Annotated in this window: 12 protein-coding genes and 1 tRNA gene; 8 read left to right on the top strand and 5 right to left on the bottom strand. The window is 63.4% G+C overall.

Translation table 11 applies throughout. The features are described from left to right. The first annotated feature begins 151 nt into the window (after positions 1-151). Positions 152-760 carry a septal ring lytic transglycosylase RlpA family protein gene (locus U5798_RS11535; protein WP_322082097.1) on the top strand — a complete coding sequence of 203 codons (609 nt, stop codon included), beginning with the start codon at positions 152-154 and terminating at the stop codon, positions 758-760. A gap of 100 nt (positions 761-860) precedes the next feature. On the opposite strand, the gene rsmI is transcribed toward U5798_RS11535, so the two are convergent. Then, a complete protein-coding gene (gene rsmI, locus U5798_RS11530) occupies positions 861-1748 on the bottom strand; it encodes a 16S rRNA (cytidine(1402)-2'-O)-methyltransferase (RefSeq protein ID WP_322082096.1) in 888 nt (295 codons plus the stop codon). A 46-nt stretch (positions 1749-1794) separates the two neighbouring features. On the opposite strand from rsmI, the gene U5798_RS11525 reads away from it, so the two are divergent. The 5 genes from U5798_RS11525 to U5798_RS11505 all read left to right on the top strand — a co-directional run bounded on the left by U5798_RS11525 (position 1795) and on the right by U5798_RS11505 (position 4256). After that, positions 1795-2223: a YraN family protein gene (locus tag U5798_RS11525; RefSeq protein WP_322082195.1), complete on the top strand. Its 429-nt coding sequence runs from the start codon at positions 1795-1797 to the stop codon at positions 2221-2223. A 126-nt stretch (positions 2224-2349) separates the two neighbouring features. After that, positions 2350-2934 carry an SIS domain-containing protein gene (locus U5798_RS11520; protein ID WP_322082095.1) on the top strand — a complete coding sequence of 195 codons (585 nt, stop codon included), beginning with the start codon at positions 2350-2352 and terminating at the stop codon, positions 2932-2934. Positions 2935-2951: 17 nt separating this feature from the next. Next, positions 2952-3752 (top strand): BON domain-containing protein, encoded by an 801-nt coding sequence (locus U5798_RS11515; protein ID WP_322082094.1) that lies wholly within the window; start codon positions 2952-2954, stop codon positions 3750-3752. Positions 3753-3763: 11 nt separating this feature from the next. Then, positions 3764-4114 carry a c-type cytochrome gene (locus tag U5798_RS11510; RefSeq protein WP_415859493.1) on the top strand — a complete coding sequence of 117 codons (351 nt, stop codon included), beginning with the start codon at positions 3764-3766 and terminating at the stop codon, positions 4112-4114. 66 nt (positions 4115-4180) lie between these two features. Then, positions 4181-4256: transfer RNA gene (locus tag U5798_RS11505), tRNA-Ala, on the top strand. 650 nt (positions 4257-4906) lie between these two features. Here the strand turns inward: U5798_RS11505 and U5798_RS11500 are convergent. From U5798_RS11500 to U5798_RS11485, 4 genes are all read right to left on the bottom strand, one after another. Further along, positions 4907-5194: a PAAR domain-containing protein gene (locus U5798_RS11500; RefSeq protein ID WP_322082092.1), complete on the bottom strand. Its 288-nt coding sequence runs from the start codon at positions 5192-5194 to the stop codon at positions 4907-4909. Positions 5195-5207: 13 nt separating this feature from the next. Further along, positions 5208-6167, bottom strand: a complete 960-nt coding sequence (locus tag U5798_RS11495) for a T6SS immunity protein Tli4 family protein (RefSeq protein ID WP_322082091.1) — start codon at positions 6165-6167, stop codon at positions 5208-5210. A gap of 77 nt (positions 6168-6244) precedes the next feature. Then, the gene (locus tag U5798_RS11490) at positions 6245-8191 is read right to left on the bottom strand and encodes an alpha/beta hydrolase (protein WP_322082090.1); all 1947 of its coding nucleotides are present in this window, start codon (positions 8189-8191) and stop codon (positions 6245-6247) included. Between the two features lie 32 nt (positions 8192-8223). Further along, entirely contained in the window at positions 8224-10914 is a 2691-nt protein-coding gene (locus U5798_RS11485; protein WP_322082089.1) for a type VI secretion system Vgr family protein, read from the bottom strand. 446 nt (positions 10915-11360) lie between these two features. On the opposite strand from U5798_RS11485, the gene U5798_RS11480 reads away from it, so the two are divergent. Together U5798_RS11480 and U5798_RS11475 are read left to right on the top strand one after the other, a co-directional pair. Beyond that, positions 11361-11954, top strand: coding sequence for a hypothetical protein (locus tag U5798_RS11480; RefSeq protein ID WP_322082088.1), 594 nt, complete (start codon positions 11361-11363; stop codon positions 11952-11954). Between the two features lie 146 nt (positions 11955-12100). Beyond that, positions 12101-12709: a PspA/IM30 family protein gene (locus tag U5798_RS11475; protein ID WP_322082087.1), complete on the top strand. Its 609-nt coding sequence runs from the start codon at positions 12101-12103 to the stop codon at positions 12707-12709. The last annotated feature ends 5 nt before the right edge of the window (positions 12710-12714 follow it).

Raw genomic sequence — 12714 nt, 5'->3', positions numbered from 1 at the left:
AGGACGGTTGCGGCATAGACGAAAGCCGCGCCCATGCTAGCCGCCTGCTCGCATCCGAGCGGGGCGTGCACGCATTTGCCGTCCGGGCCGCGTGCCTGCGTAGTGACGCAGCGTCGTGAAGGAGCGGCCCGAACCAGAAGGCGACACGTCGATGAATTTACGTTTTCCGAGTCGATTCGGGACCATTGCATTATTTTTTGCGCTGACGGGCTGTGCGGTGCCACCCAGCCAGACCACCAGCAGCGCGAACCAGAAGAACGCAGTCGACAAGACGGCCGCTGCCGCGAAGGCGGACGCCGACAAGCAACTCAATTTCGATTCCGCGCTGGCATCGATGCCGGCTACAGACAGCAAGGACGCGAAGAAGTCGTCGCTGGCCGACGCCGAGCCGATCGACGGCAAGGATGTGTCCGACTTCCGCCAAATGGGCCGCGCGTCGTGGTATGGGCGGGATTTCCATGGCCGCCGCACCGCGAACGGCGAGCGCTTCAACATGAACGCGTTCACCGCCGCGCACCGCACGCTGCCGCTGTCGTCGTACATCAAGGTGACGAACTCGTCGACCGGCAAGTGGGTCGTCGTGAAGGTCAACGATCGCGGGCCGTACAAGCGTGGCCGTGTGCTCGACCTGTCGTATGCCGCTGCCAAGGTGATCGGCCTCGTGCACGCCGGCACGGGCCGCGTGAAGATCGAAGGGCTGTCGCCGCAGGAAGCGCGCGAGGCACGCGACGAAATGTTCGCGTCGATCTCGGCGAAGTAACGCGGCGGATCGTCCGCTCACGCATTCAGGGATCACGCATCAAGTACAAAGGGCTGCCTTCCGGCAGCCCTTTATCGTTTCGGCGCGGCAATGTCGCGCGTCAGCCTTCCTTCCCTTCCTTCAGCGCGAGCGCACGCGCATACAGCGTGTTGCGCGAGGCGCCCGTCAGCGCGGCCGCGAGCTTGGCCGCGCTCTTCACCGGCACTTCTTCCAGCAGCAGTTTGAGCAGCGCGTCGTGCGCGGTGTCGTCGGCTTCGCCGCTCGCCGCCGGCGCGCCTTCGACGACCAGCACGAACTCGCCGCGCTGCCGGTTCGCATCGCCGGCCAGCCAGGTCTGTCCTTCGGCCAGGGTGCCCTGGAACAGCTGCTCGTGTAGCTTGGTGAGTTCGCGCGCAATCAGCAGCCGGCGCGCGGGGCCGAACGCATCGGCGAGCGCGGCGACGGTTTCGGCGATCCGGTGCGGCGCTTCGTAGAACACCAGCGCATACGGATGCGACACCAGCGCCTGCAGCGCGGTTGCGCGCTGCTTGGCCTTCGGCGGCAGGAAGCCCGCGAACGTGAACGCGCCGGCCCAGTCGCCGGCCACGCTCAGCGCGGTCACGGCCGCGCTCGCGCCCGGCAGCGGGATCACCGCGAAGCCGGCCGCGCGCACCGCGTCGACGAGCCGCGCGCCGGGGTCCGAGATGCCGGGCGTGCCGGCGTCCGATACGTAGGCCACGCGTTCGCCGCCGCGCAGCAGTTCGATCACGCGCTGGGCGGCTTCGCGTTCGTTGTGCTCGTGCACGGCCAGGAGCGGCTTCGAGATCCCGTAGCGGGCGAGCAGCTGGCCCGTGTTGCGGGTGTCTTCGGCCGCGATGCGGTCGGCGAGGCCGAGCACGTGCAGCGCGCGCAGCGTGATGTCGGCCGTATTGCCGATCGGCGTGGCGACCACGTAAAGCGCGGCGTCCGGGTAGTGCTGCGTATGCGCGAGTTCGAGGAGGGCAGTCATGGCAGGCAATGCACGCAATCGCGGCGCAAGCGGAACAAGGTCGGCATTGTGCCACGCGGCGCCGGCCGGCCCGGGCGACGGGCGCGGTTTGGCGCGCGCGGGCGACAACTTTTCCGGCGCGGCGCGATCCAAACCGGTCGGCGCCGCGTTCGAGCAGCGCGCGCGGCAGTTTCTCGAGCGGCGCGGCCTCGGGTTCGTCGCGGCGAACGTGACGATGCGCGGCGGCGAGCTCGATCTCGTGATGCGCGAGCCCGACGGCATGCTGGTGTTCGTCGAGGTGCGCGCACGGCGCAGTGTCCGGCACGGCGGCGCGGCCGCGAGCGTCGGCTGGCGCAAGCGGCGGCGTCTCGTCGCGGCGGCGCTGCAGTTCTGGGCGCGGCATGGTGCCGGTGCCGCGTGCCGGTTCGACGTCGTCGCGTTCGAGGCTGGCCGGCTCGCGTGGCTGCGCGACGCATTTCGTACCGACGATGCGTAGCCGCGACGTGTGACGAGATGTAAAGAGTTCTTGCCGGACCCCCAGAGAGCGTGCCGGAGTACGGTAAACTCGCCGCACCCACGATGTCGCGCGATATGTGCCACGCGCCCAGTTCACCAGGAATCGATGTCAGTCGAACGTATTCAGCAACAATTCCACGACAGCGCCGCGCTTCACGCCGAAGCGGCCGACGCACTGTCGTTGCCGATCGCAGCCGCGGTCGATGCGATGTTCGCCGCGCTGGCGAACGGCAACAAGATCGTTGCGTGCGGTGAGGGCCCGTCGGCCGCCGCCGCGCAGTATCTCGCCGCGTCGCTCGTCGGCGGCTTCGAGCGCGAGCGTCCGGGCCTGCCCGCGATCGCGCTGGCCACCGATGCGTCGCAGGCCGGCCTCATGGGTGCGGTGGCCGCCGAGCAGCTGTTCGCGCAGCAGGTGCGCGTGCTCGGCCAGACCGGCGACATCCTGCTGGTGCTCGATTCGGGCGGTGCGTCGCCGCGCGTGCTGGCGGCGATCGACGAGGCGCACGAGCGCGAGATGACCGTCGTCGCGCTGACGGGCGGCAACGGCCACGCAGTCGCGGCCGCGCTGTCCGATACCGATATTCCGATCAGCGTGCACGCCGTTCGCGCGGCACGCATTCAAGAAGTCCATCTGCTGACCATCCACTGCCTGTGCGACGGCATCGACGCGATGCTGCTGGGTGAGGATTGAACGAAGGAGAGCCGTCGATGAATCAAAGCCGCGTCAAACAGACGCTCGTCAGAACCACGCTGCTCGCCGCACTGACCGCGGGCCTTGCCGTGTCGCTGCAGGGTTGTGTGCTCGGAGTCGTGGGCGCAGCGGCCGGCGGCGGCGCGCTGATCGCGACCGATCGCCGGACGCTCGGCGCGCAGACGGAAGACCGCGAGATCCAGGTCAAGTCGCTCTCGCAGATCAACAACGGGCTGCCGGACCAGTCGCACGTGAACGTGACGGTGTTCAACCGCCGCGTGCTGCTGACGGGTGAAGTGCCGAACGATGCGTCGAAGCAGCGTGCCGAGGAAATCGTGCGCGGCATCAACAACGTGAACGGCATCGTCAACGAGCTGTCAGTCGGGCCGGCGTCGTCGCTGTCGTCGCGCGCGAACGACTCGTATCTCGAAGGGCGCGTGAAGTCCGAGCTGATCGCGACGAAGGGTATCTCGGCGAACTACTACAAGGTCGTCAGCGAACGCGGCAACCTTTACCTGATGGGCCTCGTGACGGTGGACGAAGGCAATCGCGGCGCGGAAGCCGCGAGCCAGGTGCCGGGTGTCGAGAAGGTCGTGAAGGTGTTCCAGTACGTGAAGCCGCAGGACGCGCAGGCGCTGCAGGATGCGTCGCCCGCGAGCGGCGCGTCCGGCGTGCCGGCTGCTGCCGCGCCGGCCGACAGCGCGACGGTCGGCGCCGTGCCCGACGCGTCGGTGCAGTCCGCGCCGCTGCAGTCGCCGGCCCCGATCTCGAATTCGTCGAACGTGCATCCGGGCAACCCGAAGGCGCCGAAGCAATGACGAGCGTGCCGATGAAGCAGATGAAGCGCTGGATGGTGCAGGGTGCCGCGGCCGCGGCGCTCGTGGCCGGTACGCTCGGCGCTGCCGCGCACGCGGACGTCGGCGACGGCCTGAAGGTGGCGCGCAGCAACGCCTGCATGGGCTGCCACGCGGTGGACCGCAAGCTCGTCGGCCCGTCGTTCAAGGATATCGCCGCGCGCTACAAGTCCGATCCGCAAGCCGTCGCGAAGCTGTCGAAGAAGGTGAAGGACGGCGGTTCGGGCGTCTGGGGCGCGATTCCGATGCCTGCGCATCCGCGCATGAGCGACGCCGACGTCCGTTCGGTGGTCGAATGGGTGCTGGCCGGCGCGCCGTCAAAGTGACGCTGCAGGGGTGACGTAACCCCTATTGCCAAGCGCAGAAATGCGTGTGTATGATGATTGACTGTTGGGGCGGTAGCTCAGCTGGGAGAGCGTCGCGTTCGCAATGCGAAGGTCGGGAGTTCGATCCTCCTCCGCTCCACCAACGGAATCTGAAAGGCCTGATCGCAATGAGACAGGAAGGATATTTTTGCCCCAAGTGCAAAGATATGCTTCTGCTTGAAAAGTGCAGCCTTATGCTTCGCGTACAAAGCCGGCCTTGAGCCGGCTTTGTTGTTTTTGTACGACTTGCGATGGTCTACTTGGCCGAACATATGCCGCGTGCGGTCCAGACTCATGTCGGACGGCCACACGCTCGAGGGATCGAGAGCGGCAAGCGTTGGCGCATAGTCGAAGTCAACGACCCTCGGCCATGTACCCCTGCTGACCTAAACAAGGCATCGCACCATGCCGGGCACATACTGAACTTCGACCTAGCGCAGATCGCCTGTGCCTTCTGGCGCAGCCTGCTAGCACCAGCCGCAGCGTTGTCTGTGCTGGCCATGGGCATCGCCGCCAGAAGCATCAAGAAGTACCTCAAGGGGGCAGGAGCGGCTCCGCCGGAGCCGCCGATACCTTGCATCAGTGGCAGCCGCCGCCCAGTGCCTGCACGCAGTCCCGGAACGATTGGCAACCGGAGAGAGCCAACGTCCACGCCAGCAGCAGGACCATTCCCATCCATTGTTTGACCATCACACGACTCCCTAGCTGAAAAGAACTACATTCGCTGTCGGCGTCGGCAACTCGCGGCCGACGCTACGCATCCACATACGACGTCTGCTGAGATGGCACCAGGCGTGGTGGTGGCGTACACACGCAGACACACAGATCATCGCTCAGCGCCGCCTGCCTTCCATCGGGTCCGGTCGTGGAGACGCGCGGACCTTCGCACTGGATATGTCCCATGGTCTTGCAGACAGGACACCAGACCGGATCAGTCTCATACGCCTGCTCGCGGCCACCGAGCAGATCGTGCGCGTCGCCGCCCTGCACGATCCCACCGACCGTCGTCAGGTCACCTTTCACGATATCGTAGCGGCGCATCGTTCGGCTCCGGTCAGACCGCGCCCGGTCGCGCGCGCAGGCTGTTCACCAGCGTGTCCCACGTCTGCAGCGCCCCAGCTTCGCTGACCGGCGACGTGGCCTGGTCCGGCGGCAGGTCGTCGCGCGCCGGCGCACCCAGTAGCAGTTCGACGGAGGTATGCGGCTGCGCCATCGTCGCTGGATTCCCCGGTGCGAGCAGGTAGAAGCGATACACTGTGACGTCGCCGTCCTTCAGCGCAAACAACACTTCCTCGGCGGCCATGCCGGCCACTGTCCGCTTGCCCTGTCGCAGGATGCGATAGCTGCCGGGCATGCGATCGAGTGTCGCACGCAACGCGGACAGGCTGCTGGTGAGCGGCTGGGCTTGATCCTCTTCGATCGCGTCGCGCAACTTGATTACCAGCAGCGCCGGCCGGCCCGGCATCAGCGCAAACGACTGGCTGACCTCTTCCGTATAGGTCGACGGACCCGTGACGATGCCGCCATCGAAGCAGAAACCCGATTCCGTCGGTACGTTCCAGTTATCGCGCACCTTGATGCGGCGGTAGATGTCGTTATAGATGCTTTCGGCCTGGTCCAGCACATCCGGACCGATCATGCTCGTCGTATGGACGAGCGTGCGGTTGGCGAACAAATAGCCTTCAGTGTCGAACGGTAATGCCGCCGCCTTCGCCACCGAGTCGTTGAAGACGAAAACCCGCGAATGTGGCACCGGAGAAAACGCCTTTTCCAGCCACGCATGCCCCGTCTTCTCCTTCAGATTGACGGGATTCACACGTTGCTTGGTGCGTAGTTCCGTCTCACGCCCCGCGACCTTGGCGTTATATGTCTCCGCGGGCACGTTGTGCGTCGTGACGAGTTTTTCCCCGCGGTACTTGTAACTCTCATTCGAGATTTCGCTCGAAACGGGGCGATCGAACACGAGGCGACCGATGCACCACGGACGTACTTTGGACAGCAGCGGATTGTTCATTGTTGGTTCCACGGAAAACGCGAGAGAGCAGGCACACAGGCCCGCCAGCAAAAAGAGTGTGCGAACGAAACGCGCCATCATGCACCTCCCGGCACATCGATATCCTTCACGATCTGCACCACACTGTAGAGGAGCGCCCAGCGTGTCCAGGGATGCGCGTAACTCTTCATGTGCTCATACCCGGCCTGCACGAACGCCATTCGCACGCCATGGGCCGGATCACCCGGCACATCCGGCTTCAGGCCGCGCGCTTGCGCGTCCGCCGACCACGCCGGCACAGTGCCGTCCCCTCGAATAATGCCGGTCTTGCTCGCCACACGATCCCAGTCGGTTGTGGCGCTCACGTCAGGGATCTTGTTGGTCTTCTGCATCGTGAACGTGATGCTCAGATTGCGCTGCTGCAGCAGCACGCGGATCTCACCCTTGCCTGAATCGTCCAGCAGCTTGGCCGCGCGGAGCTCGGATTCCTGCACATCGGCCGGCACGTCGCCGGTCCAGATGGCATTGCCCCACGCCAGCAAGTTCTTCGTCAGTTCCCCTTGCTCGATGGTGGGATTGTCCTTGTTGGTAGCCTCGGTCGTCGTGCCGGACGCGGGAGATCGTGTGTCCAACCCCCCGTTGCCATACGCGACATACGTGTTGCCATGGTAATTGTTCGTCAACTGGCTCTGCCGGTTAACCACCTTCTTCAAGGTGTCCTTGTAATGGTTGACCAGAACATTGGCGCCTTTCGCATCCCTGCCCAGTCGCTTTCTCACCAGTTTGGCCGGATCAAGTTGATCTTCCTTTGGCAGTAAACCGTACCAATCAGCATTGAGATACAGCTCGTTGTAGGCGTCACCATGCTTCGGGAACTGCATGACCATCGTTCCGTCAGGTCGAGCGAAAATCCACCATGCTGCGCCGTTGTTATAGTCCGGCATCGGTGTCAATTCCATCGGCCCAGGTGCGTTCGCCATTACCGCGATGAATTCGTCCGCATCGCGTCCGAGCAGGCTGCCGTTGATGAATCCGTTCATGCCACCCTCGGGACCGCCACCCGTCTTGTAACGCTTGGCCGCCAGCGGCGCCCCGGTGGCCGGCTGCGCACCGTGAAATACCCCGTGGATCGAGCCTTCCGCGCCGTGGTTCAACACGGCAAAGCGAGCTACCAGACCACCCATCGAATGCGTCAGGATAATGGCCTTGCCCGTGTCGTTCTCGTTGCAGATCTCGGTGATGCCCATGAGCCGCGTTTTCTTCTTGGTCTGCGGATCGGGGCAATCGACACCCGTGACCACATCACGCCCAGAATCGTCGTTCGACTGAAGCCAGTTGTAGCCAATTGCGTAGACACGATAGCGAAACTTGACGAACCGCTTGAACTCCGGGGATTCGTCGGTGATCGCCTCGCCTTTTCCGTATGCCCCGTATTGTGTCGGCGCGGTGCCGAGCACCGGATGCAGCGTCCACGTCTTGCCTTTCGGATCGGGCTCGCACCAGGCACCTTGCAACTCGCCGCACAGCATGGGATTGTTTAATTGCTGCTCAAGCCACAGCAGCACGGGCTGATAGCTGGTGCGGTAGACCGAACCCCAGCCGCGCCGCCGCGCCTCCTTTTCGGTGATCGTCTTGCCATCGCCTACGTTGATCGGCCCGAGCGGTGTCACCGACACATTGAGAGGATCGAAACGGGTCTCGCGCGACGACGCGCTTTGAAACCACCCGACGATGACCGACAACAATCCGCCGAGCATCGCACCGACCGTGTCCATGTTCGGCGCGAAGAAGGCCTCGTTGCCGGTGTCCTTGGTGACGATGGGCGAACCCATGACGCCGGGAATGAAGATCACCGGGATGATGGGGCGCAGGTCATGCAACGTCTCCTTGGCTCGGGTATCGTCGGGCGGCGTCAGGGTGGCATGGGCGTAGGAGTCACCCTCTTCATCGGTATGCGATGCCAGACGGACGACGTCGTGCTCGGCCTCGTCGTCGCCGAAATCCTGGTCCGGCGTGCCCGGGCTGTCAGGTTGATTTTCACTCATGGATGTTCGCCGGTAGAGGTTGCGAGTGCTGCCTAGGAATTTCGGGTGCCCGGTCGCAGCGCACGGATCATCACGGTTTCGATATCGTTGTTCTTCTGCTCGGTCGTATGGCCCAGTTCGTCGGTGACGCCGCTCAGGCGCGTGCCATCGCCACGAACGATCTCGTACGGATGGTTCTTGAGCGGATCGCCCGTGATGCGGTCGCGCAAGATGTACTTGTCGTTGAACGCCGGCTTCGGAAGGCTGTTCATGTGTTCGGCCACCGAACTGGGCCCTTGCCGGCTGAACGACGCCGACTTGACGGTACGCGCACCGCGGGTACCGTCCTCAATGCCTTCGGCGGTAATCCGGATATACGAACCGCCACACTTGAGCATCAGTTCAGTCTTGGCATCGATCACTATGCTGCCGTTGTTGCTCTTGAGCGTCATGCCGAGTTCGGAAAGCAGGCGCAACTGGTCGCTGAGTGCCTGGATGTCGACCGCGCCTTTTCCCGCGATCAGTTTCATGCCGGCACGCTGAACAAAGATGCTGATTTTTTCCGCGACGCCCGCCACCAGTGATTTGCCGACCGCCCAGTAGGTGTCCTTGCCGCTCACCAGATTCAGGTGCTCGTCGGCCACCAGCTGTGCCGACGCACGCGTGGTCAGGCCCATGCTTTCCTGACTTGATCCGAGCATCACGGGTTTCGCGAAAACGTTCGCGTTGCCGGTCCCGCCACCGGCCGTGCTACCGCCCTTGGAAACACCCGCCTTGCTATGCTGGGTTGCCTTCGCGAACGCGGCGAGGGCTTCGCGTCCCGGCTTTAGATCTTCGCCCTTGGCCGTCGTGCTGGCGGAGGACAGCGACTCGACCAGTAGATCGGCCCGCGCCAGGATTTCGCGTGGCTGGCTGGTATCGAGCGGCTGGCCGTCGACGCTGGTGGAATGGGTGCTGAAGTACAGTCCCTCGCCCGCATGAATCGCGCCGGCATTGTCGGTACGCAGCGTAAAACCGCTACCCACATAGGCGCCCCGGGTATTGCCGTCCTGAACGATCTGGTAACCGAGGTGCAGGCTGCTCATGCCGTGGCTACTCATCACACGCATCCGAGGCTGGCCGGTCGAATCGTCCATGACGTGCTGGTTGTAACCGCCACCGCCGCCATACTCCCGTGACTGATAGCCGGACAGCAGGCCGTTCGAATGCCACTGCGGTTTCGCCGCGCCGTTGTACACGCGATGCAGCGCAATTGGGCGGTCGATATCGTTGCCGATGTGGCCGATCAGGAGTTCCTCGCCCGCACGCGGCATGTGGACGCCGCCATAGCCTTCACCGGTGTCGGACTGTGCGATGCGCACCCAGCACGACGCACGTTCGTCACCCTCGTTGAGCCGATCCCAGATGAACAGAACCTTCACCCGGTTCAGTTCGTCGGTATAGCATTCCTGCCCTTTCGGACCTGCCACGATTGCCGATTCCAGCTTCGCCTCGGGCTTATGATGATCGAACGGACTGCGGTACTGCACCGCCCTGCGCTGCGCCTCGATGGCGATCCGGTAAAACCCTGTCGATCCGTCGGCATGGGACACGCCGAACGTCTGGGCGGAATCGTCGCCACGGGCCTCGGCCAGCGCATGACTCAGGCTGTGGGGAAAATTCGTTTCATGTCCGGAGAGCGGTAGGTTGTTCTCGATGGTCCACTCCACCTCGATGCTCGCGAATTCGTTCTGGTTCGCGGCGTCCTGATCGTGCTCCGGATGTCCGGTTAGCGTGAAGCGCCGACCCGCATCGATGGCACGTAGACCGCCGATGCCGTGAAAGCGTTTGGCCTGCGACTCCCACTCCTCCATGCGGATTTTCGACAGATGGTCGCCTCGATCCTGTTCCGGATACGTATAGCCACCGGTGTATTCATAGACTTCCGCTTGTGCGGGCAACGCGCCCTGGTTCGCCATTGTCGGCACCGATGTCGCTTTCGGATTGAAGGGTGTCGAAGGATTTTTGTAGTCGAAGGTGCGCGTTGACAACAACACGGATTGCAGCGTGCGGGTCCCTGCCCATTGGGTCAGTGCATCGGCCTCGGTGTGGATGCCCGCACGATAGAACTCAACGGTGGCCGGCGACAGCGGTTCGAGCGTGTCGAGGCGATCGGTGATCACAAGCGTATGCGATTTGCCGTCGGCAGCCTGTTGCCAGACACCGTACAGACCTTCCGACTCCAGGAGCCGGTGCACGAAGTTCCAGTCGGTCTCGTCCTGCCTGCAATAGGAACGTGCCGGCAACGGCATCGAGAGCGCAAAGCGGTACATGCCCTTCGCCTGCGGGTGCTCATTGAATACATCCGCAATGATTTCGTCCGCGGTCTTGTCTTGCCAGTGCCGCTGGTCGCGACGGAACCTCAGGAAGTGCATCCACGAGGAAAAACCGAGCTGATAGCTTGTCAGGCCACCGTCTGCTCCCAGCCGACGGGCCGTATGCACATAGCCGTGATGCGGGAGATAGGAGCCATCGGCCTGCTGAATCCAGAGGGTCACGGCCTGGGAAATCAGCGTTTTGAGCTGGACATCGCTGGACGTGGAGACGCAATCGAGCAGGAAGAGGTAATCGCGGCCGATTCGAGAACGTCCGGTCACGCGATGGGGCAATAGGACGTTCTGACCTGCCGGCGTGTCGAGTTTTAGAAGACGGTCCTGCTGCGCTAATCCGCCAGTGATTGCCACGACTATGTCACGCGTGCCCATACCGCCTCTCAGTGGTTTATTTTTACTTCCCGCGCGATTTTACGGTGAAAACCCTCGGATGATTATTAGGATTTGAAAAAATCCGGCGTGACCAAGTGCGAAATCGATATTGGGGACGCATCAATGAATAAGCTTCCTCGCAAACACCCCCTGCTTGTGTGACGGATTTCGCAATTCTGCCGCGCGTGTCGACTCATTTTCTTCCATACAACCATACCTGTATCAAACGGGGATCTGCATCAGAAGCGGGCCATAATCACCACCACGACACCACATGCACAAAGTGCAATGCAATCAGGGCAACTGGGACGAAGTGCAAAGAATTTTTTCATCCGCCCGGTTCCCGTTTTGCAGAGTCCTTTGATCCCCGTGGTTGGAGTGCAAAGAGATGCGTCCCTTTGCGTACAAGGATTTGCTCCCTGTCTCATCGCAAGATCAGGCTTTTTTTGACGCGCCAGATTCCCGGATTTATCTCGAAATACAAACGTATACATTTGCATACGGACGCACTATGCTTTGAGCAAGCGACTCGAAGGATGAACGTCATGCAAACCGTATCGGTACGAATTCCGGAGGACGATCTCGCGTGGCTGGTCGAACTGCAATTGCCGGATGCGACGAGCCCCAGCGACAAGATTCGCGCGCTGATTGCCGACGCGCGCCGCCGCGTCAAGGGCGCCCATGATTTCGTCCGATGCGCCGCGCTGTTCAGGGAGCAGGTGCGGCCGGTGCTCGACGCGATCGACGCGTACGAACACGCCACGCATCACCGCTCTGAAATCGTGACGCTGCTCGCGTCGCAACTCCCGGAGCTCATGGCCAGCCTCGTGACGGCGGCGCCGCCGGGCAAGCCGATCGGCGAAGCCGCCGCCGAACTCGAAGCGCGGCTGACCGCGAAGAGCATGCGCCTGCTGCTCGGCCTGCTTCGTCTTGCCGTAACCGGCAATCCTCCCGCCTATCATCCGGCCGTGCTCGATGCGTACGTGCACGAGGTCAAGGAATTGGCGAGTCTCATTCAGCCGGCTCAGGCCAATCCGTAATCGGCCCGCGAATCCGGCGTCTGGCGGCTGGCCCGCCTGAATCCCTGAAGGAGTGACACGTCGTGACGACAGAACATTTCGGTATCCGAGTCAAAAGGCTGCTGACTGCAAACGTGCATGCCTTGATCGGTTCGCTCGAAAGCCGCATGCCGCAAGCCATCCTCGAGCAGTACCTGCGCGAATTCGACGAGGTGATCGCACACGCGCGGGTTGCGCTGGGGCGGCACGAAGCGGCACGGCACCAGGCGGCTAAGGCGATCGCGCGCATCAACAACGAGATCGAGCGGTTGAACGACCTGCTTGGCACCGCGCTGGCCCGCAACGACGATGCGGCCGTGCGTGCCGGCGCGGAGCGGCAGATCGAGCTCGAGGATCAGCTCGGCGTGCTCCAGCAATCGCTTCACGAGGCGAGCGAGCGCGCGCAGGCGGCCGAGGCCGACCTGCTGGGCCTGCGCGCGAAACGCGTGGAGATGGAAGCGGGGCTGCGCGAACTGATCGCGGCGCGTACGGCCCGTGACGGCGAGCGTCCGGCGGAAGGCGCCGCGAGCGCCGATCCGCGGGCGGAGCAGCTCGAACAGGGTTTCAACCGGACGATGGCCGGCGCGACCGGCACGGCAGGGTTGGGCACCAGCCCCTCGTCGGCGGACCCGTCGCTGCTGTATCGTCTGGAAACGCTGCACAAGGAACAACGAATCGAGGAACGCGTCGCCCGCCTGAAGTCACGATCGGGAACGTCGGCGGACGACATGTCGTGATGATT

This window comes from Burkholderia sp. BCC1972, assembly GCF_905339605.1.
GTDB lineage: Bacteria > Pseudomonadota > Gammaproteobacteria > Burkholderiales > Burkholderiaceae > Burkholderia.
The sequence above is the reverse complement of the archived record's forward strand: the minus strand, read 5'-3'. Positions and strand labels throughout refer to the sequence as shown.